Raw genomic sequence first — 20990 nt, 5'->3', positions numbered from 1 at the left:
AGGAATATTCTCTTGGTTCGCGCTTAAACAGCCGCGGTATGAAGTAAAGATAAATTCAATTGCGCACGACGTTTTAGCCATGGGCTTGGACGGTAACGTTGATCACCGGTATTGGCATAGATACGTTCAAGAATCAGTAAAATTCGATCGCCACCTAAAACATCGCCCCATGAAATTGGACCATGCGGATAACCTAGACCCAGTTTCACGGCTTTATCAATGTCGGACGCAGTCGCAATCTGCTGCTGTGCAATGTCACAGGCCAAATTCACCACCATCGCCAAGACACGCTGTGCAATAAAGCCCACGCTTTCTGCAATCACGGTCACGCCCTGCCCATCTTTAGTAAAAATGGCATGTGCTTGATCAATATAGTGTTTAGCTGTCACGATAGATGACATCAAGGTGCGGTGTTTGGCAAAATCCGTCAGCATATCAATCGACACAACATGCGCTGCATCGACACCTAAACGTAAAGCTGCTGTAGTCGTGTCTTCACCATAGGTTGCCAAAATAATTAAGCTGTCTACCGCAGGAACGTCAGCACTATCGAGCACTAAGCCTTGCTCACGGATATAGTCACGTAAAACGCTGGCATCTTGCTCATGATCCGCCGCAATCCACACCGCATTAAAGTGGTTGACTGACGGAACAGCTTGTACAGGTGCTTCGTTGGTTTTTTTGCCGTCGATATATTTATAGAAGCCTTCACCGACTTTACGACCGACTTTTTTACCGGCCAGCATTTGACGGGTTAAAGCATGCGGACGATAACGGTCTTCTTGATAATACTGGTTAAAAATTGATTCCATCACCGGATGTGAAACATCAAGTGCAGTCAAGTCGAATAACTCAAACGGCCCCATACGGAAACCTGCACCGTCACGCAAAATACGGTCGATGTCTGAAACAGAGGTAACACCTTCACCGAGTGCTTTCAGCGCTTCAGTACCATAGGCACGGCCCGCATGATTGACGATGAATCCCGGTGTGTCTTTGGTACGCACACCAAAGTGGCCCATACGCTGTGCAAGTTCAAGCAAGTCCGCAACCACCTGTTCTTCTGTTGCCAGACCTGCAATCACTTCCACAATCTTCATCAAAGGTACTGGGTTAAAGAAATGGAAACCTGCCATACGCCCTTGATGTTCAAGGTTTGAGGCAATCGCAGTGACAGATAATGACGATGTATTGGTGGCTAAAATCGTTGTTGGTGCAACAATCGCTTCAATTTGCTTAAACAGACTTTGCTTGATCTCAAGGTTTTCAATGATGGCTTCAACCACCATGTCCACACCTGCGATTTGCTCAATGCTGTCTAAAACCACAAAACGCGCCAAGGTTTCATTTAACACTTCTTCGGTGAATTTGCCTTTGGCCTGCAATTTTTCCAGCATGGTTTTGAGTTTGGCTAAGCCCGCTTCTGCAGCACCTGCCTTTGCATCGAATAAACGAACTTCAACACCGGCTTGCGCAGCAATTTGCGCAATTCCCATCCCCATTACACCGGTACCGATCAACGCCATAGATTGAATGGTCATGTCTTATTCTCCAGTGTACTGTGCAGGACGTTTTTCAAAAAATGCATTCACGCCTTCTTTTTGATCTTGGGTATCAAATAGAATCTGGAAGGCTTTACGCTCTAAAGTCAGCGCACCCTGTAAAGACAAATCCTGACCTAAATTGGTCACTTCTTTAATTTGCTGAACTGCAATTGGAGAGAAACTTGCAATAGTCTTAGCCAGTTCTAATGCATGTGGAATGGTATTTTCATCTTCAACCACTTCCGAGACCAAGCCCATTTGGCTTGCTTCTTCTGCGCTGATGAATTTACCCGACAACACCAACAGCATCGTTTGGAATTTACCAATCGCACGTAGTAGACGTTGTGTACCACCCGCGCCCGGCATCAGACCGAGTTTCACTTCAGGTTGACCAAATTTTGCCGATTGACCGGCAATGATGATGTCGGCATGCATCGCCAGTTCACAGCCGCCACCCAAGGCATAGCCATTTACAGCCGCAATGATCGGTTTGCTGCAATCAACCAGGCTTTGCCAGTACTGTTCGGTATGGCGTAAATACATTTGCGCAGTCGTTGCTGTGGTGAAATCTTTAATATCAGCGCCGGCCGCGAAGACCTTTTCACCGCCAGTAATCACAATTGCGCGTACAGCGGGGTTCTGATTCAGCGCTTGAAAAGTTTCTGAAAGTGTCTGACGTAATTCCAGATTCAGTGCATTCCTTGCTTCAGGTCGATGTATTTCTACCAGCGCCACGCCATCTTCTTGAATGTTGAGTTTTAATATTTGAGTGCTTTTCATAATCTTCTCATTTCGCACAGCGGTATATAATTACAATATACATAATTCCAGGCTAATGTTAAATCAAATTTTTTCATATGAAAAATAATTAATAACCATGATAGATCTAGTCAATCTTTTAAAAACAATAAGTTAATATCAAAAATTTAATAAATAATAAATACCGCAGTGCGAAATATACTTTCGTATATGTTGTATATGCGATCTTTTTTGATTAGTATCCGCATAAATTTAGCTTAGTGACTACATCTTGTTCGATTTTATTGCGTGGAAAAAACAAGGTGTTAACCCTAAAAACGGAGTTAGGACATGATTCGTGATCAGGAAACCTTAGACCAGTTAGTCGATATGATTCGTCAATTTGTTGAAGGTGTATTAATCCCCAATGAAGAACTCGTTGCTGAAACAGACGAAATTCCTGCAGAAATCATTCAGCAAATGAAAGAGTTAGGATTGTTTGGTTTAACAATTCCTGAAGAATATGAAGGCCTTGGCCTAACTATGGAAGAAGAAGTTTATATTGCCTTTGAATTGGGCCGTACTTCTCCTGCTTTCCGTTCGCTCATTGGTACCAACAACGGTATTGGTGCTTCAGGCTTGATCATTGATGGTACAGAAGAACAAAAACAATATTTCCTACCGCGCTTAGCAAGCGGTGAAATTATTGGTTCATTCTGCTTAACTGAACCTGATTCTGGTTCTGATGCTGCATCTTTAAAAACAACCGCAGTAAAAGATGGCTATGAATACATCTTGAATGGTACCAAACGTTTTATTACCAATGCCCCACATGCCGGTGCATTTACGGTAATGGCACGTACCAACCTTGAATTAAAAGGTTCTTCTGCTATTTCTGCATTTATTGTCGACAGTAAAACGCCTGGTATTTCACTCGGTAAACGTGACAAGAAAATGGGTCAAAAAGGCGCTCATACTTGTGACGTGATCTTTGAAAACTGCCGTATTCCAGCATCAGCTTTAATTGGTGGTGTAGAAGGTGTGGGCTTTAAAACTGCGATGAAAGTACTTGATAAAGGTCGTATTCATATTGCAGCGCTTAGCGTTGGCGCAGCAACACGCATGCTAGATGACTCACTGAAATATGCAGTTGAACGCAAGCAATTTGGTCAAGCGATTGCAAACTTCCAGTTGATTCAAGGCATGTTGGCAGACTCAAAAGCTGAAATCTATGCAGCTAAATGCATGGTTTTAGATGCGGCACGTTTACGCGATGCAGGCAAAAATGTCAGCACTGAAGCCTCTTGCGCAAAAATGTTCGCTACAGAAATGTGCGGTCGCGTCGCAGATCGTGGTGTGCAAATCCATGGTGGCGCAGGTTACATCAGCGAATATGCAATTGAACGTTTCTACCGTGATGTGCGTTTATTCCGTTTGTACGAAGGTACAACTCAAATTCAACAAGTGATTATTGCGCGCAACATGATTAAAGAAGCTACGCAATAACAGTTTTGGCTGGGTCACTCTCCTTGCGACTCGGCCTTTTTTATAAGGTAATGGATTATGGCTGTTAATACTTTATCCAAAATTAATTCAAATACATGGAAAATTGCATTTATTTTTGCGTTTTTGGCCTTATTGGTTGATGGTGCAGACTTAATGCTTTTATCTTACAGTTTAAGCAGTATTAAAGCTGAGTTTGGATTAACAACGGTCGAAGCAGGGATGCTTGGAAGCTTCACCCTTGCTGGTATGGCCATTGGGGGCATTTTTGGTGGATGGGCATGTGACAAGTTTGGTCGCGTGCGCACTGTAGTGGTTTCTATTTTACTCTTCTCTGTATTGACTTGTGGTTTGGGCTTCACTCAAAGTTTTGCAGAATTCGGTGCTTTACGTTTCTTCGCATCCCTCGGTTTAGGTTCTTTATATATTGCCTCTAACACCTTGATGGCAGAATACGTACCAACCAAATATCGCACCACTGTACTCGGTACACTTCAGGCAGGTTGGACGGTGGGTTATATCGTCGCAACTTTACTTGCAGGCTGGCTGATTCCAGACCATGGCTGGCGTATGTTGTTCTATGTGGCTGCAATACCCGTTGGTTTAGCGATTCTGATGCATTTCTTGGTGCCAGAACCTGCTGCATGGCAAGAAAACCGTTTCAAGAAAGTTGAAGTAACCGACAAGCCAGCTGAATCGACTTGGAAAATGATTTTCCAAGATAAGAAAAACCGTAATATGTTCATTCTTTGGGCATTAACTGCTGGCTTCTTACAATTTGGTTACTACGGTGTAAACAATTGGATGCCAACATACCTGGAAACTGAATTGGGTATGAAATTTAAAGAAATGACGGCTTATATGGTCGGTACATATACGGCAATGATCTTGGGTAAAATCCTTGCAGGCTATATGGCAGATAAAGTTGGGCGACGTTTTACTTATGCATTCGGTGCCATTGGTACAGCGATTTTCTTACCTCTGATCGTGTTCTATAACTCACCAGAAAATATTCTTTATCTATTAGTCATCTTCGGTTTCTTATACGGTATTCCATATGGTGTAAATGCAACCTACATGACTGAAAGTTTCCCGACAGCCGTACGTGGTACAGCAATCGGGGGTTCATACAATGTTGGTCGTCTTGGCGCTGCCATTGCACCTGCCGTAATTGGTTACTTAGCAAGCGGTGGTTCTATTGGCCTTGGTTTCCTTGTAATGGGTGCAGCATACTTTATTTGTGGTGTGATCCCTGCTCTCTTCATCAAAGAAAAACAATACGATCCACAAAAATCATAAAGTTTTAAAGCCATTAAAAAAAGTCTCTCAGGAGGCTTTTTTTATTTGAAAAATATGAAAATTAAACTTCATAACAAATTTTAAAAATGATAAAATACCGCTAAGCGAAATAAGGTTTTACATTATGGATGATATAACTAGAGAATCGATGGAGTTTGACGTCGTTATCGTAGGCGCAGGCCCTGCGGGTCTTTCTGCGGCGATTAAAATTCGTCAACTTGCAATTGAAAACAATCTGAACGATCTGTCCGTTTGTGTGGTGGAAAAGGGCTCCGAAGTTGGTGCGCACATCTTGTCCGGTGCGGTGCTTGAACCGCGTGCCATGAATGAACTGTTCCCGAACTGGAAGGAAGAAGGCGCGCCTTTAAATGTTCCGGTGACTGAAGACAAAACGTTCTTCTTGCTGTCTGATGAAAAATCACAAGAAGCGCCACACTGGATGGTGCCGAAAACCATGCACAATGATGGCAACTATGTCATCTCGCTTGGCAACGTGGTGCGCTGGTTAGGTACAAAAGCGGAAGAACTGGAAGTGTCAATCTTTCCGGGCTTTGCCGCATCAGAAATTTTGTATCATGAAGATGGCACCGTTAAAGGCATTCAAACCGGTGACATGGGCATCGGCAAGGATGGCGAACCGACGCATAACTTTACTCCGGGTTATGAACTGCATGCCAAATACACCATTTTTGCTGAAGGTTGCCGTGGTCACCTCGGTAAACGTCTGATTTCAAAATATAACTTAGACAAAGATGCCGATCCGCAGCACTACGGCATAGGGATTAAAGAACTCTGGGAAATTGACCCGGCTAAACACAAACCCGGTCTGGTGATGCATGGTGCTGGCTGGCCATTGAATGAAACCGGTTCTTCAGGCGGCTGGTGGCTCTATCACGCTGAAAACAACCAGGTGACTTTGGGCATGATCGTGGATCTTTCCTACACCAACCCGCACATGTATCCATTTATGGAAATGCAGCGCTGGAAAACCCATCCTTTAATCAAGCAGTATCTTGAAGGCGGAAAGCGTATTTCTTATGGTGCGCGTGCCGTGACCAAAGGCGGCTTTAACTCGCTGCCGAAATTCACCTTCCCGGGTGGATCATTGATTGGTGATGATGCCGGCTTCCTGAACTTTGCCAAAATCAAGGGTTCTCATACCGCGATGAAATCCGGCATGCTCTGCGGTGAAGCAGTATTTGAAGCAATTGCTGCCGGTGTGGAAAAAGGCGGTGACCTGGCGGTTGCACGCGTTTTAGAGGGCGAAGATTTCTTCACTAAAGAATTGACGGCTTATACTGACAAGTTCAACAACAGCTGGCTGAAAGAAGAGCTGTATAACTCGCGCAACTTTGGCCCGGCGATGCACAAATTTGGTCAGTGGATTGGCGGTGCGTTTAACTTTATCGACCAGAACGTGTTTAAGGTGCCATTTACACTACACGATCTAGTCCTTGACTATGCAGCACTGAAAACTCAGGCTGCAGAAACCTTCAAGCCGAACTATCCAAAACCGGATGGCAAGCTGACTTTTGACCGTCTGTCTTCAGTGTTTGTATCGAACACGGTACATGAAGAAAACCAGCCGGCGCACTTGAAACTGACCGATGCCTCGATTCCTGTCAACGTGAATTTGCCGAAATGGGACGAGCCTGCTCAGCGCTACTGCCCTGCCGGTGTTTACGAGATTATGGAAGAGAATGACGGCTCGAAACGCTTCCAGATTAACGCAGCCAACTGCGTGCACTGCAAGACCTGTGACATCAAGGATCCGTCCCAGAACATCACCTGGGTAACACCTGAGGGTGGCGGTGGTCCGAACTACCCGAATATGTAATGTTAAGGTAGTTCTTGCGCTGCAATGCAGCTCATACCCACAATGCAGACGTTTAAATAACGCCTTCATTTATTTTTTAGGTAATCTGAGTCTCCAAGGAGGCTCAGATTAAAAATATCTTTACTGACTTTTCGCATAATTTTGAAATCAAACGTTATTCGTTTCAATGAAATTTCTGACTTGAGACTGACAAATAATTTTTATAATAAAAATTTCATAGAGTAAATTAATAAAAACTATAAAATTTTATATCGATGATTGTTATACAAATTTTTCTAAATACAGCACATAAAATTTAACTCATTCTCTTCTTTTATCTTATTGATATAAAGAAGATATTTAATGATATGAGCTAGATTTTAATTAAATATAAGACAGCGAATATATGATTCAATGCCAAGGCTCTATTTATTTACCGATTACTTTATCTGGGTAAAGACTACAAACATAAATGTATAAAAAATCCATAATAACTACTATTTTTTTTATAATAATTCTAATTGAACATATGTTCTTCTTTTCCGAGTAGAAGTCTTGCATGTGCAATACAAAATTTCTATTAATTTTAAAGAAAAAACTTACTCAAATCAGTTGAGGTCTAATGATGATAAAAACAACTCTAAGTGTATTAGGACTATCTCTAGTTTCTAGCCTTGCTTTAGCTTCTGATCCATTACATGGCACTAAATGGAAAACCATCGATGATGAAACCAAAAAGCCATTATCGATTGTTCAATTTTCTGAAACCTCGAACGGTGTACTTTCTGCAAAAATTCTAGATGTACTGGACGGTACTGAAGGTGAAAAATGCACGAAATGTGCAGGTAAATTCCATAACAAATCAATTGAAGGTATACAGATTGTTTCAGGTCTGAAAAAGACTGCCAATAATGTTTATGATGGCGGAAAAATTACCGACCCTAAAAATGGTAAAACTTATAGCTTTAGTGCAAAGATATCCAATGATGGTAAAACCTTAGCGGGACGTGGCTATATTGGTATTTCTGCTTTAGGACGTAGCCAAACCTGGATTCGTATAAACTAATTCTCTGGTTGATGTATCAAAAAAAGCGACTTATTAAAGTCGCTTTTTTATGGGTGTCTATCCTCATGATTAATCATCTTTCATGACAATGAATACCTATGTTATTCAACCTGAATCATTTTTAATATCTTGATTTCAGCAGATATCTGCTCCTCCCGTTATTTAATAATATCGGGAGGTATACAGATCTTAAAAGCAAATATTGAATTAATGTTAAGCAATATCTTCCAGTAAGTTTAGTTCCTGACGCATCAATTCCTGCAATTTGAATTTCTGTGCCTTGCCTGAGGCGGTCATTGGAAATTCAGTAAAAAAGCGTACATATCGCGGTACTTTATTGTGCGAGATATGCTCTGCACAATACTTACGAATCGCTTCTTCATTGATCTGATGATGCTCGTGCAGGATAATACACGCACAAAGTTCCTCACCATAACGTGCATCTGGCAGACCAATCACCTGTACATCCGAAACATCTGGATGAGTATACAGAAAATCTTCAATTTCTTTCGGGAATAAATTCTCGCCGCCACGAATAACCATATCTTTAATCCGGCCTTTGATTTTTACAAAACCCTCTTCGTCCATTTCGGCAATATCACCGGTATGCATCCATTTGGCAACATCAATCACTTCTTGAGTCTTGTCCGTATCTTCCCAATAACCGAGCATCACTGAATAACCGCGTACACAGAGTTCACCGAGGTTTCCACGCGGTACAACTTTTCCATTTTCATCGACAATTTTGATTTCAAGATGTGGATGGACTCGGCCAACCGTACCTACACGACGTTCCACAGAATCTGCCGTTGAACTTTGTGCACTCACAGGTGCTGTTTCAGTCATACCATAACAGATGGTGATTTCTGTCATGTGCATGCGTTCAATCACGCGCTGCATAATTTCACGCGGACACGGACTGCCCGCCATGATACCGGTACGTAAGCTTGAAAGATCGAATTCATCGAACTGCTCATGTTCCAATATGGCGATAAACATGGTGGGTACACCATACGCCGCGGTACATTTTTCTTGCTGGATAGTTTTCAGGGTATCTAGCGGATTAAACACAGCCGATGGATACACCATGGTTGAACCATGGGTAATGCAGGCCAAATTGCCCATCACCATGCCAAAACAGTGGAATAATGGAACCGAAATACACACCCGATCCTGCGAGGTTAGATGAATCGCTTCACCGACAAAATAGCCATTATTCAAAATATTATTGTGCGTCAGCATGGTTCCTTTCGGATTACCCGTGGTGCCAGAAGTAAATTGAATATTAATGGTTTCATCAAACTGTAAATCAGCGGCAATCGCTTGTAATTGATCTAACTGTGCAGCCGTCGGTTCTGGCAATAAATCAGCAAAACGGTGAATACCGGTATGCTGTTCATGGTCAATTTTAATAATGTGTTTTAAATGCGGGAGTCTTTGAGAAGAAAGCAGTTTATCTATCGATTGGGTAATTTCAGGGGCAATTTTAGTCAAGATATCCTGATAATTACTACTCTTAAATTGAGGTGCAATGACCAATGCCTTACAGGATACTTTATTCAGCACATATTCAAGTTCACTGCTTTTATACGCTGGATTCAAATTGACTAAAATCATGCCGGCTTTAAAGGCTGCAAATTGTGTAATGGTCCATTCCACACAATTGGGTGACCAAATCGCGATTCGATCGCCTTTTTCCAGGTCTAATTGAAGCAGGCTGCAAGCAAATGCATTGACTTGATCCTGTAGCTGTTTATAGCTTAAGCGTACATTTTGATGCACGCTGACCACAGCATCTTGTTCAGCATATTGCTGACAGGCCTGATCAAACTTTTCACCAATGGTCATCCCAAGTAAAGGCTGACTGCTTGTTCCATAGGCATAACTTAACCGTACTTGTGTCATTGAATCACTCTCCTTGATTCTTTGTAATTATGATTCTTTCACTTTAATTGTTTTGACTCAGACAACTTTCCAAAACAGCCTTATTTTTTGTGTTTAACCGACCAATCTCCCTCCTTTTAAGCAAACTCCACTGACACAAAAATCGGCAATTTGTTTGACAAAATAGTCTTTATAGGCCTGATCAAACCTCACATTTTTAGAAGGATTTAACGGTTCAATTACCACAAAAGTCATTGCGCCAACCACGCACAGCGCTGCGGTATTTAAATCTTCAAATCCAAACTCACCATTGATTTTACCTTCGGCAAGTATTTCATTAATGCTTTGTTTAATCAGCTGCTTACTACGAAAACGCTCATGTTCTATCGAAGGATCGACAGGTTCAAACATCAGCGAATACGCAAGCTGAGGACTGTTTAATGCACGTTTAACGAAAGTTGATACTGCCTTATGTAATTTTTCAGCGACGGGCAGATCACTTGCAGCAATGTTATTCAAAATTTGAATTTCATACTGAATAGCATCTGACAATACTTCAATTAACACTTGGCTTTTATTATCGAAATAACGATAAACCAGACCACTGGAAACGCCAGCACGCTCAGCAATCGCCTGAATTTGTGCATCTTTAAATCCCCCTTGAGCAATCAGTTCACGAGCAGACTGCAAAATCGTTTGACGATTTTGTTCCATTCGTTCCTGCATCAATGATGATCTTTTATAACTCATAATCGTATTCTCAACCAGATAAAATGAATTGTAAATCATTTTGTGAATTTAGATTCACTTTTTTGAAAAATAGTTGTATTGTAAAAATCAAGCACAACAAAAATGCTTTTTGGAACAACAAATATAACCATCAGGATGAATGAAGAAATGAATCTACAAAGCTTAAATTTCGGTTTGGATGAAACGCTAGTTGCCTTACAAGATTCAATCGCAGCATTCTGTGCAAAGGAGATTGCACCGATTGCTCAGCAAGTTGACCAAGACAATGAATTTCCTGCTCACCTATGGAAAAAGTTTGGTGATATGGGACTGCTTGGTCTAACTGTAAGTGAAGAATACGGTGGTACTAACCTTGGTTATTTGGCCCATATTATTGCCATGCAAGAAATTTCCCGCGCATCAGCATCGATTGGCTTGTCCTACGGCGCCCATTCTAACTTATGTGTAAACCAAATTAAGCGAAATGGTAGTGAAGAACAAAAGCAAAAATATTTACCTAAACTGGTTTCCGGTGATTTTGTCGGTGCCCTCGCGATGTCGGAGCCAAATGCGGGTTCGGATGTGGTGAGCATGAAATTAAAAGCCGAAGACAAAGGCGATCATTACCTGCTGAATGGTTCAAAAATGTGGATCACCAATGGTGGTGATGCTGACGTATTGGTGGTCTATGCCAAAACTGACCTGAAAGCCGGTTCTAAAGGCATGACAGCTTTTCTGGTTGAAAAAGGCATGCCGGGTTTTAGCCATGGTACCCATTTAGATAAATTAGGAATGCGCGGTTCAAACACCTACCCGCTTTTCTTCGACAATGTTGCAGTGCCGAAAGAAAATGTGCTGGGTGGCGTAGGTAATGGCACCAAAGTTTTAATGAGCGGTTTGGACTATGAACGAGCAGTTTTAAGTGCAGGCCCATTGGGCATTATGGATGCCTGTTTAGATACCGTTATTCCTTATATTCATGACCGCAAACAATTTGGTCAGGCACTCGGTGAGTTCCAGTTGATGCAAGGCAAAATTGCAGATATGTACTCGACTTGGCTGGCATGTAAAGCACTGGTGTATGCAGTGGGTGCTGAATGTGACAAGGCGGAACATAGCCGCAGCCTACGTAAAGATGCAGCCAGTGCAATTTTATATGCAGCTGAAAAAGCCACCTGGATGGCAGGTGAAACTATTCAAACCTTAGGCGGCAATGGTTATATCAATGAATTTGCAGCAGGTCGTTTATGGCGCGATGCCAAACTTTATGAAATTGGTGCGGGAACTTCTGAAATCCGTCGCATGTTGATTGGTCGCGAACTGTTCAATGAAACAGCTTAAAGCACAGTCTGTCTGCATAATGAATCACAAGGAAGTTCGAGAATGAATATATTACAAAGCAAAATTAATATTCGAAGCGAAGATTTTAAAACCAACCAGACTGCCATGCAGATTTTGGTGGATGATTTAAAACAAAAAGCGCAACAAATTGCTTTAGGCGGTGGCGAAAAAGCCCGTGAAAAACATTTGGCACGCGGCAAACTTTTACCACGTGAACGGGTTGATCATCTGATTGATGCCGGAACTGCCTTTTTAGAAATTGGTCAACTGGCGGCTTATCAAGTCTATCCGGATGATGTCCCAGCTGCTGGCGTGATTGCCGGAATTGGTCAGGTAAATGGCGTGACCTGCATGATTGTCGCCAATGATGCCACGGTGAAAGGTGGAACCTATTATCCGCTGACAGTGAAGAAACATTTACGTGCCCAAGAAATTGCAGAACAAAACCATTTGCCGTGTATTTATCTGGTCGATTCAGGCGGTGCGTACTTACCAATGCAGGATGAGGTGTTTCCAGATCGTGATCATTTCGGACGTATTTTCTATAACCAGGCGCGTATGTCGAGTCAAGGCATTGCCCAAATTGCCGTGGTGATGGGCAGTTGTACCGCAGGTGGTGCTTACGTCCCTGCGATGTCGGACGAAACCATTATTGTCCGCAATCAAGGTACCATTTTCTTGGGTGGCCCACCTTTGGTAAAAGCAGCGACTGGTGAAGTGGTCAGCTCTGAAGACTTGGGCGGTGGTGATGTCCATACCCGACTTTCTGGGGTTGCCGATCATCTGGCTGAAAGCGATGAACATGCGATTGCCATTGCCCGAAATATTGTGGCGAATTTAAATAAAAAACCCAATAAAACTGCAGATGAAATTGAAGCGCCATTATTTAATGCAGATGAGCTGTACGGCATTGTACCAAGTGATGCACGTAAGCCATTTGATGTGCGTGAAGTCATTGCCCGTATTGTCGATGGTTCGCGTTTTGATGAATTTAAAGCCCGTTTTGGTAACACGTTGATTACAGGTTTCGCTGAACTTTTTGGTATGAAAGTCGGCATTATTGCCAATAACGGCATTTTGTTTTCGGAATCTGCACAAAAAGGTGCGCATTTCATTGAACTGTGTACCCAACGCAATATTCCCCTGTTGTTCATTCAAAATATCACTGGCTTTATGGTCGGTCGCCAGTATGAAAATGAAGGCATTGCCAAAAATGGCGCCAAACTGGTGATGGCGGTTGCCAATGCCAATGTGCCTAAACTGACCTTGGTGATTGGTGGTTCATTTGGTGCCGGTAACTATGGCATGTGTGGTCGTGCCTATTCTCCGCGTTTCCTGTGGACTTGGCCGAATTCACGTATTTCGGTGATGGGCGGTGAACAAGCTTCAAGCGTCTTATCCACTTTAAAGCGCGATCAGATTGAACAAAAAGGTGAAGTCTGGTCAGCCGAACAGGAAGATCAATTTAAACAACCGATTCGTGATCAATACGAGCGCCAAGGTCATCCTTATTATGCTTCAGCGCGCCTTTGGGATGATGGTGTGATTGATCCTGCGCAAACGCGTCAGGTTTTGGGCTTAAGTTTGGCAGCTGCGCTGAATGCACCAATTTTACCAACCAAATTTGGCGTGTTCCGCATGTAAGGGATGAAAAAAATGACCTATCAATTTTTACAACTCGAACAACAGAATCAGGTGGCAACGGTCTGGATTAACCGTGCTGAATTGCACAATGCCTTTAATACCCAAGTGATTGAAGAACTGCATGCCTGCTTTCAAGCTTTAAATAGTCGTGATGATGTGCGTGTGGTGATTTTGGCGGGTCGAGGCAAGAGCTTCTCGGCCGGTGCTGATTTGAACTGGATGAAACAGGCAGGTCATGCTTCGCAAGCAGAAAATGAAGCTGATGCGCTGAAACTGGCGAAAATGTTGCAAAGTTTGGCGACTTTAAAACAGCCCACCATTGCCCGGGTACACGGTATTGCCTTTGGCGGCGGTATGGGTCTGGCTTCAGCTTGTGATATTTGTATTGCGAGCACGGATGCCAAATTTGCTACTTCAGAGGTTCGTTTAGGTTTGGCGCCATCAACAATTAGCCCTTATGTAATTCGTGCCATTGGTGCCCGTCAGGCTTCACGTTATTTCTTAACCGCCGAACGCATTACTGCCGAGCAAGCACAAAAAATAGGTCTGGTGCATGAAGTCGCTGCTATTGAAGAGCTGGATAGCAAGATTGATGAAATTATTCAAGCCTTGCTCTTGGGTGGCCCTGAAGCACAGGCAGCATCCAAACAGCTGATTCAACTGGTCGACCAACAGGTTTTAACTGAAGAATTACTGCTGCAAACAGCGCAACATATTGCTCATGTACGCCAAGGATCAGAGGCGAAAAATGGCTTGAGTGCTTTTTTAGATAAGCAAAGTCCTTCCTGGATTATCTCTACAGCACAACAATAATAAGGATCATACAATGTTTGAAAAAATCTTAATTGCAAATCGTGGTGAAATTGCCTGCCGTGTCATTCGTAGCGCGAAAAAACTGGGTATTGCGACAGTGGCAGTTTATTCCGATGCCGATGCACAATCGCAACATGTCAAACTGGCTGATGAAGCCATTTATATTGGTGAATCCCCTGCGGCACAAAGCTATTTACAGATTGATCGCATTATTCAGGCAGCTGTAAAAACTGGTGCACAAGCCATTCACCCGGGTTATGGTTTCTTGTCGGAAAATGACCAGTTTGCCGAAGCCTGCCAAGCCAATAACATTACTTTTATTGGTCCACCGGTAGCGGCCATTTTAGCCATGGGTTTAAAAGCGACCTCAAAAGCCTTAATGGAAAAAGCAGGTGTTCCGCTGACACCAGGCTATCATGGCAGCAATCAAGAGGCTGAATTTTTAAAACAACAGGCTGATGCGATTGGCTATCCAGTACTGATTAAAGCCAGTGCTGGCGGTGGCGGTAAAGGTATGCGTCTGGTAGAACGCAGTGAAGATTTCCTGAGCTCACTGGCTTCTTGTAAAAGCGAAGCCAAATCCAGCTTCGGTAATGATGAAGTTCTGATTGAACGCTATGTAATTAATCCACGTCATATTGAGGTACAGGTATTTGGCGACTCACACGGCAATTATGTGCATTTATTTGAACGGGATTGTTCAGTGCAGCGCCGTCATCAAAAAGTCCTTGAAGAAGCGCCTGCCCCATTGGTTTCACAAGACAAACTTGATGCCATGCGCCAAGCTGCCATTGATGCCGCGCGTGCGGTCGATTATGTCGGTGCTGGCACGGTCGAGTTTATTGTCGAGCAAGACGGCACCGCGTATTTCATGGAAATGAACACCCGCCTACAGGTTGAACATCCGGTCACTGAAATGATCACCGGCGTTGATTTGGTGGAATGGCAATTGCGTGTTGCCTTTGGCGAACCATTACCGAAACAGCAAGATCAGTTAAAAATTCATGGTCATGCCATTGAAGCCCGCGTCTATGCTGAAGAACCTGAAAAAGGCTTTATTCCTGCGATTGGGCAAATCAGCTATCTGCACTACCCTGAACAAAATCAGCATGTCCGTGTTGACAGCGGGATTGTTCAAGGCGATGAAATCAGCAGCTATTATGATCCGATGATTGCCAAACTGATTGTCTGGGGCGAAAACCGCGAAGCCGCTTTATTGCAAATGCATCATGCCTTAGGTCAGTTCCATGTTGATGGTTTGGGTAATAATATTGCCTTCTTGGATAGGATCATTCGTTGTGATTCATTTAAAAAAGCCGAATTGGATACCAATCTGATTCAGCGTGAAGATGAGTTCCTGTTTAAAAATATTCCATCGCTGCAACCTGAGTTGGTAGTTGCAACGGCATTGACAGAGTTGCTGCTACGTTTCAGTAAGAATAAACCTGCAAGCAATCCGGTTTGGCAAAGTGAAACGCTATGGCGCGTTAATATCAGCCCAAGCTATGCCATTAAATTAAAGCTCGATGAAGCACTTTTTCAAGTTAACTTAAGTGCTGAAAAAGAAGGTTTTATTGCTGAATATCAAGGTGCAAAATTCCATATTTCCGGACAGCTTCTAAATGCCAATACGGCACATTTCAATATTAATGGCAAACAAGACAAAATTGCGTTTAGTCGAAATATACACGGCATCACCATTTTTAAAAATGGTCAAAGCCACAAGTTTGGTTATCTGAATCAGAAATTTAGTTCTGAGGATGCACAAAGTACTGAAGGCAACTTAAAAGCGCCAATGCCAGGTGTAATTACCCAAGTACTGGTTGCTGCCAATGATCAGGTGAAAAAAGACGATGTGCTGATGACCCTTGAAGCCATGAAAATGGAATATTCAATTCGTGCGCCGCATGACGGCATCATTTCGGCTTCTTACTTCCAAGCCGGTGACCAAGTGAAAGCCGGTGATGAACTTGTGGAATTTCAAGCCCTCGTGGAGGAAGTTGCATGAGTGAATTTGTCAAAATCGTTGAAGTCGGTCCTCGGGATGGTTTGCAAAACGAAAAGACGCCTCTTACGCTTGAACAACGCAAAGACTTTATTCTGGACCTCATGCAAACAGGCTTGAAGTCTATTGAAGTCGGTTCTTGTGTTTCGGCAAAGTGGGTTCCGCAAATGGCAGAAAGTGACGTGCTTTTTGCCCAATTGCCGCAAGATCCCAATATTCAGTTCAGCTTGCTGACACCGAATTTAAAAGGTTTTGAGTCTGCGTTAGCGGTCGGCTGTAAAGAGGTTGCGGTTTTTACCGCAGCTTCTGAAAGCTTTACCCGCAAGAACATCAACTGTTCCATTGACGAAAGCTTTGAAAAGTTTGCAGATGTCATGGCAGCAGCCAAAGCCAATGATATTAAGGTTCGCGGCTATGTCTCCTGTATGGTTGATTGTCCCTATGAAGGCGCAATTGATCCTCAGCAAGTGGCCAAAGTCAGCAAGCGATTATTGGATATGGGCTGCTATGAAGTGTCTTTGGGTGAAACCATTGGCACTGCAACTCCTGATCGGGTCAAAAAGGTGTGGGATGCCTGCCTTGCTGAATTAGACAGTCAGGTTTTGGCGGGTCATTTTCATAATACTTACGGCATGGCGATTGCCAACATCTATCAATCGCTTAATCAAAACATTCGGATATTTGACTCGTCGATTGCGGGTCTAGGTGGCTGCCCCTATGCCAAAGGTGCTTCGGGCAATGTGGCCACAGAAGACTTGTACTATTTATTGTCCAAGATGGGTTTTGAAACCGGTATCAACTTGGATGCATTAATGCATGCAAGTCAAAATATCAGTCAGGTATTAAAGCGCAATAATCCATCGAACTATGCCAATGCCTATTGGCAAACCCAGTGTGCCTGACACAAAGCGGCGATTTTTAAACTGATAAAAAAATTAAAGTTGGTCATACAAAGGACTGACCATGGATAAAAAGAGGGATTAAATGCCAAATAAAGTTTATGAAAGTGCACAAGCGGCATTACAAGATATCGTCAAAGACGGTCAAACCTTAGCAGTCGGTGGTTTCGGTTTATGTGGCATTCCGGAAGCATTAATTGCGGCACTCAAAGACACCGGTGCCAAACAATTGACCTGCATTTCCAACAATGCCGGCGTCGATGGTTTTGGTTTGGGTATTTTGCTCGAAACTAAACAAATCAAAAAAATGATTTCATCTTATGTGGGTGAAAACAAAGAATTCGAACGTCAGTATTTAAACGGCGAACTGGAAGTTGAACTGACACCGCAAGGCACATTGGCGGAAAAACTTCGTGCCGGTGGTGCCGGTATTCCGGCATTTTTCACCCAAACGGGTGTCGGCACTTTAATTGCCGAAGGTAAAGAAGTTCGTGAATTTGAGGGCAAGGAATATATTTTGGAAAATTCCTTAACTGCCGATATTGCCCTGGTTAAAGCGTATAAGGCGGATAAAGCCGGCAATTTGATTTTCCGCAAAACTGCACAAAACTTTAATCCGGTGTGTGCCATGGCCGGTAAAATCAGCATTGCCGAAGTGGAAGAAATTGTTGAAATTGGCGATTTAGATCCCGATGAAATTCATCTTCCCGGCATTTATATCAACCGGATTATTTTAAATACCCATCCTGAAAAACGCATCGAACAAATGACATTAAAAGCGGAGGCTGTATAAATGGCTTGGACTCGTAATGAAATGGCACAACGTGCCGCTTTGGAACTTGAAGATGGTTTCTATGTCAATTTAGGCATTGGCTTACCGACATTGGTGGCGAACTATATCCCTGAAAATATGGATGTCTGGTTACAGTCGGAAAATGGCTTACTCGGGATTGGTGAATTTCCAACGCAGGAAACCGTCGATGCTGATTTAATTAATGCCGGTAAACAAACCGTTACTGCTCGCAAAGGAGCGGCTTTTTTCTCCAGTGCTGACTCTTTCGCCATGATTCGTGGCGGTCATGTCAACATTGCCATTTTAGGTGCCATGGAAGTCTCCCAAACTGGCGATTTGGCCAACTGGATGATTCCGGGTAAAAAAGTCAAAGGTATGGGCGGTGCCATGGATTTGGTTGCGGGTGTGCAAAAAGTGGTGGTGTTGATGGAACACTGCGCCAAAGATGGCACGCCAAAAATTGTTGAGCAATGTGCCCTGCCACTGACCGGTAAAGGCGTAGTACACCGCATTATTAGCGACTTGGGTGTACTCGATATTACCGCTGACGGGGTCAAACTGGTTGAACTGGCGAAAGACGTCAGCTTTGAAGAGATTCAAAAAGTTACCGGTGTAAAACTGCTTCAATAATGCTGTCTTGATGTGAAACTCTATTCTCTTTCTCCCCTTAAAGCTGACTAAAGTTTTAAGGGGAAATCATTTGGGCATGAATATCAGGTCGAACGTTTAGCTATATTCCAGCTACTTTTTAACAATAAAATATAGAATTAAGGGCATGTAAACATGCCCTTTTTTATGACTAATTCAACTCAATAAATAAACCTAGCTTTAATAAACATCTCGTTGATAGCGCCCTTCGATGCTCAACTGCTCTAATTGTTCAGTACCTAAAATATTTAACAAGGTCTGATCTACTTCTTGCGCCATGCCTTTTAAGCTACCGCAAACATAAATGGATGCACCAGTTTCAACCCAATGCAAAAGCAGTTCAGATTTTTGCTGCAAGATATGTTGTACATAGATTTTTTCAGTTTGATCACGGGAAAATGCATAATCCACATAAGGCAGCAAACCTTGCGTTTTCCACAGTTGGATCTGCTCTTTATACAGATGGTCAAACTGCTGCTGGCGTTCACCGAAAATAAGCCAATTTTGCTGATCGCCCCATTGCTGTCTTTGCGCTAAATGAGCGACTAGACCCGCGATTCCCGTTCCATTGCCAATTAGAATTAAAGGTTTGTGGGTCGGTTTTAAATGGAATGTAGGATTAGAGCGGATTTTTGCAACAATCGCTTGTCCAAGCAAGGCATGTTCAGTTAACCAACCAGAACCTAGACCTAAACCTGTTGCCGTTTTTTCCTGTCTCACCACCAGTTCTAGAATGCTTTGTTCAGGAATACTGGCAATTGAATATTCACGAATGGCTAAGTCATCAAAGCGTTGCAGCCAATTCGCAAAGGATTCATTCGGCAACTGTTCGGGGATTTGTCTTAAATTCTTAAACTGCAATGCCGCTAATACATCTTCATTGACTGTTTTTTGCTGGGCTTGTAAAAATGCCTGTATATCTTCAAGCCGATTACCACTTTGAACTTCTAGAATATCTCCAGATGACCAGATAAGTCCTTCCGCATAAGACAACTGAATTTGATAAATTGGATTGCCATGACTGCCGCTATTTAAATACACCCGATTTTTTAAGATAAAGGAATGCCAGTTTTGCTTTTGTTCTACCGGTGTTAATTGTTGCTGCGTGAGCTGTTCTAAACGTTGTGTCCAGAGATTTAAATCTACCTGCTTCAAATGGTCAACACAGACCATTTCAAATAAAGCCTGTGCCTGATGCTGCTGCAAATATTGATTTAAAAGCTGTCCAAATTGACAGAAATTGTTATAGCGCTTATCACCCAAGGCTAAAATCGCATAAGACTGATGGGAAAGGTCTAAAGCCGGATGGCTAAAGATATTCTTTACCACCATTCGTGCAGTATCAGGTGCATCGCCTTCTCCATAGGTACTCACAAACCATAAGACTTTGTTAGCTTGCAGTAATTGTTCAACAGTCAAATATTGAATATCGACCACGGTGACAGTTTGCCCAATATTTTTTAACTGTTGGGCGCTGTGCCGAGCAAAATTTTCTGCCTGACCCGACTGACTTGCAAAAACAATCAGATAATCGTTTTGATTAAATATCGTTTCTTGTTTTTGCTTACGATTGATTAAAATCAAGTAAGCAATAATCACGGCATAAAGCAGTAATAAAATGGCGAGTGCAATTAAAACCACAGCAACAGAATGTGTCATTAGATGAGATTACCTATACCGCAGACCAGATCAGCAAAATAATCATCGCCAGACTGACTGCTGTGAGCACAAGGTGGGTGACGAGTCGTGTTTTAATGCTTAAAAACAAAATGTAACCTACTAATGACAACACAATATAAATAATCGCACTGATATCAATCAGCCAGCTCCAACCCAAACCTGAATTTTTACCACGGTGTAAATCATTCAGCATCGATACTGTAGACGCGGGCTTTTGGGTAATTTCAGTTTCACCAGTATCGGTAGTCACAAAAATATCGGTCGCTCCGGCTGGACTTTCCAGGCGAATCATCACTTCGTTGTCCATGACTTCGCTACTTTGATAACGTCCCACCAGATTTTGCTGTTGGCGGACATAATTCAAAATAGTATCGCTTGGGTTTTCTTGCTGCTCAATCGACTTTAGAACAGACGCAGGTAAAGTCAATTTAGTCGTTTCTTCTGTTTTAGCCGGTTCAAACCATTCGGGATGATTCAGCAACAAGCCCGTCACAGAAAAAAACAGTAAAGTGATAAATGCAAAAGCTGAAAGCCAACCATGCACATAGCGTGCATGGCGGTAAAAATCACGACGTTGATACACGTATT

17 protein-coding genes are annotated in these 20990 nt (G+C 42.8%); 11 read left to right on the top strand and 6 right to left on the bottom strand.

The features are described 5' to 3' along the window. Nucleotides 1-23 precede the first annotated feature (23 nt). Both HLH14_RS15135 and HLH14_RS15130 read right to left on the bottom strand, forming a co-directional pair. Entirely contained in the window at nucleotides 24-1541 is a 1518-nt protein-coding gene (locus HLH14_RS15135) for a 3-hydroxyacyl-CoA dehydrogenase (RefSeq protein ID WP_171533397.1), read from the bottom strand. A 3-nt stretch (nucleotides 1542-1544) separates the two neighbouring features. Then, the gene (locus HLH14_RS15130; protein ID WP_171533396.1) at nucleotides 1545-2324 is read right to left on the bottom strand and encodes an enoyl-CoA hydratase; all 780 of its coding nucleotides are present in this window, start codon (nucleotides 2322-2324) and stop codon (nucleotides 1545-1547) included. 309 nt (nucleotides 2325-2633) lie between these two features. On the opposite strand from HLH14_RS15130, the gene HLH14_RS15125 reads away from it, so the two are divergent. From HLH14_RS15125 to HLH14_RS15110, 4 genes are all read left to right on the top strand, one after another. After that, a complete protein-coding gene (locus tag HLH14_RS15125) occupies nucleotides 2634-3788 on the top strand; it encodes an acyl-CoA dehydrogenase family protein (protein WP_171533395.1) in 1155 nt (384 codons plus the stop codon). A gap of 57 nt (nucleotides 3789-3845) precedes the next feature. Continuing rightward, nucleotides 3846-5084: an MFS transporter gene (locus tag HLH14_RS15120; protein WP_171533394.1), complete on the top strand. Its 1239-nt coding sequence runs from the start codon at nucleotides 3846-3848 to the stop codon at nucleotides 5082-5084. A gap of 124 nt (nucleotides 5085-5208) precedes the next feature. Further along, the gene (locus HLH14_RS15115; RefSeq protein WP_171533393.1) at nucleotides 5209-6921 is read left to right on the top strand and encodes an electron transfer flavoprotein-ubiquinone oxidoreductase; all 1713 of its coding nucleotides are present in this window, start codon (nucleotides 5209-5211) and stop codon (nucleotides 6919-6921) included. Between the two features lie 607 nt (nucleotides 6922-7528). Next, on the top strand, nucleotides 7529-7966 hold the full coding sequence (locus tag HLH14_RS15110) for a DUF2147 domain-containing protein (protein ID WP_378320585.1): 438 nt from the start codon (nucleotides 7529-7531) through the stop codon (nucleotides 7964-7966). 213 nt (nucleotides 7967-8179) lie between these two features. On the opposite strand, the gene HLH14_RS15105 is transcribed toward HLH14_RS15110, so the two are convergent. Together HLH14_RS15105 and HLH14_RS15100 are read right to left on the bottom strand one after the other, a co-directional pair. Then, nucleotides 8180-9871 carry an AMP-binding protein gene (locus HLH14_RS15105; protein ID WP_171533392.1) on the bottom strand — a complete coding sequence of 564 codons (1692 nt, stop codon included), beginning with the start codon at nucleotides 9869-9871 and terminating at the stop codon, nucleotides 8180-8182. Between the two features lie 93 nt (nucleotides 9872-9964). Then, entirely contained in the window at nucleotides 9965-10600 is a 636-nt protein-coding gene (locus HLH14_RS15100) for a TetR/AcrR family transcriptional regulator (protein ID WP_171533391.1), read from the bottom strand. Between the two features lie 147 nt (nucleotides 10601-10747). Between HLH14_RS15100 and HLH14_RS15095 the strand changes: the two genes are divergently transcribed. The 7 genes from HLH14_RS15095 (at nucleotide 10748) to HLH14_RS15065 (ending at nucleotide 18704) form a co-directional block, all read left to right on the top strand. Then, nucleotides 10748-11920, top strand: a complete 1173-nt coding sequence (locus tag HLH14_RS15095; protein ID WP_067722818.1) for an isovaleryl-CoA dehydrogenase — start codon at nucleotides 10748-10750, stop codon at nucleotides 11918-11920. Between the two features lie 42 nt (nucleotides 11921-11962). Next, nucleotides 11963-13564: a carboxyl transferase domain-containing protein gene (locus HLH14_RS15090; protein ID WP_171533390.1), complete on the top strand. Its 1602-nt coding sequence runs from the start codon at nucleotides 11963-11965 to the stop codon at nucleotides 13562-13564. 12 nt (nucleotides 13565-13576) lie between these two features. Then, nucleotides 13577-14377, top strand: a complete 801-nt coding sequence (locus tag HLH14_RS15085) for an enoyl-CoA hydratase/isomerase family protein (RefSeq protein ID WP_171533389.1) — start codon at nucleotides 13577-13579, stop codon at nucleotides 14375-14377. A gap of 13 nt (nucleotides 14378-14390) precedes the next feature. After that, complete coding sequence (locus HLH14_RS15080; RefSeq protein ID WP_171533388.1) at nucleotides 14391-16385, top strand: acetyl/propionyl/methylcrotonyl-CoA carboxylase subunit alpha; 1995 nt, start codon at nucleotides 14391-14393, stop codon at nucleotides 16383-16385. Continuing rightward, a complete protein-coding gene (locus tag HLH14_RS15075; RefSeq protein WP_171533387.1) occupies nucleotides 16382-17284 on the top strand; it encodes a hydroxymethylglutaryl-CoA lyase in 903 nt (300 codons plus the stop codon). Before HLH14_RS15080 ends, HLH14_RS15075 begins: the two co-directional genes overlap by 4 nt. Nucleotides 17285-17366: 82 nt before the next feature. Then, nucleotides 17367-18074 (top strand): CoA transferase subunit A, encoded by a 708-nt coding sequence (locus HLH14_RS15070; RefSeq protein ID WP_171533386.1) that lies wholly within the window; start codon nucleotides 17367-17369, stop codon nucleotides 18072-18074. Beyond that, on the top strand, nucleotides 18075-18704 hold the full coding sequence (locus tag HLH14_RS15065; protein ID WP_171533385.1) for a CoA transferase subunit B: 630 nt from the start codon (nucleotides 18075-18077) through the stop codon (nucleotides 18702-18704). Between the two features lie 198 nt (nucleotides 18705-18902). On the opposite strand, the gene HLH14_RS15060 is transcribed toward HLH14_RS15065, so the two are convergent. Then, on the bottom strand, nucleotides 18903-20381 hold the full coding sequence (locus HLH14_RS15060; RefSeq protein ID WP_171533384.1) for a sulfite reductase subunit alpha: 1479 nt from the start codon (nucleotides 20379-20381) through the stop codon (nucleotides 18903-18905). Nucleotides 20382-20394: 13 nt separating this feature from the next. Then, a complete protein-coding gene (locus HLH14_RS15055; protein ID WP_171533383.1) occupies nucleotides 20395-20985 on the bottom strand; it encodes a PepSY-associated TM helix domain-containing protein in 591 nt (196 codons plus the stop codon). Nucleotides 20986-20990: the final 5 nt, after the last annotated feature.

It is taken from the genome of Acinetobacter terrae (assembly GCF_013004375.1).
Lineage (GTDB): Bacteria > Pseudomonadota > Gammaproteobacteria > Pseudomonadales > Moraxellaceae > Acinetobacter > Acinetobacter terrae.
Note: the sequence above shows the minus strand (reverse complement) of the source record. Positions and strands in the feature narration are given on the sequence as shown.

What these genes read in the sequence shown, in the direction of transcription:
- HLH14_RS15135 (WP_171533397.1), bottom strand. Translation starts at nt 1,541, where the DNA reads ATGACCATTCAATCTATGGCGTTGATCGGTACCGGTGTAATGGGGATG.
- HLH14_RS15130 (WP_171533396.1), bottom strand. Translation starts at nt 2,324, where the DNA reads ATGAAAAGCACTCAAATATTAAAACTCAACATTCAAGAAGATGGCGTG.
- HLH14_RS15125 (WP_171533395.1), top strand. Translation starts at nt 2,634, where the DNA reads ATGATTCGTGATCAGGAAACCTTAGACCAGTTAGTCGATATGATTCGT.
- HLH14_RS15120 (WP_171533394.1), top strand. Translation starts at nt 3,846, where the DNA reads ATGGCTGTTAATACTTTATCCAAAATTAATTCAAATACATGGAAAATT.
- HLH14_RS15115 (WP_171533393.1), top strand. Translation starts at nt 5,209, where the DNA reads ATGGATGATATAACTAGAGAATCGATGGAGTTTGACGTCGTTATCGTA.
- HLH14_RS15105 (WP_171533392.1), bottom strand. Translation starts at nt 9,871, where the DNA reads ATGACACAAGTACGGTTAAGTTATGCCTATGGAACAAGCAGTCAGCCT.
- HLH14_RS15100 (WP_171533391.1), bottom strand. Translation starts at nt 10,600, where the DNA reads ATGAGTTATAAAAGATCATCATTGATGCAGGAACGAATGGAACAAAAT.
- HLH14_RS15095 (WP_067722818.1), top strand. Translation starts at nt 10,748, where the DNA reads ATGAATCTACAAAGCTTAAATTTCGGTTTGGATGAAACGCTAGTTGCC.
- HLH14_RS15090 (WP_171533390.1), top strand. Translation starts at nt 11,963, where the DNA reads ATGAATATATTACAAAGCAAAATTAATATTCGAAGCGAAGATTTTAAA.
- HLH14_RS15085 (WP_171533389.1), top strand. Translation starts at nt 13,577, where the DNA reads ATGACCTATCAATTTTTACAACTCGAACAACAGAATCAGGTGGCAACG.
- HLH14_RS15080 (WP_171533388.1), top strand. Translation starts at nt 14,391, where the DNA reads ATGTTTGAAAAAATCTTAATTGCAAATCGTGGTGAAATTGCCTGCCGT.
- HLH14_RS15075 (WP_171533387.1), top strand. Translation starts at nt 16,382, where the DNA reads ATGAGTGAATTTGTCAAAATCGTTGAAGTCGGTCCTCGGGATGGTTTG.
- HLH14_RS15070 (WP_171533386.1), top strand. Translation starts at nt 17,367, where the DNA reads ATGCCAAATAAAGTTTATGAAAGTGCACAAGCGGCATTACAAGATATC.
- HLH14_RS15065 (WP_171533385.1), top strand. Translation starts at nt 18,075, where the DNA reads ATGGCTTGGACTCGTAATGAAATGGCACAACGTGCCGCTTTGGAACTT.
- HLH14_RS15060 (WP_171533384.1), bottom strand. Translation starts at nt 20,381, where the DNA reads ATGACACATTCTGTTGCTGTGGTTTTAATTGCACTCGCCATTTTATTA.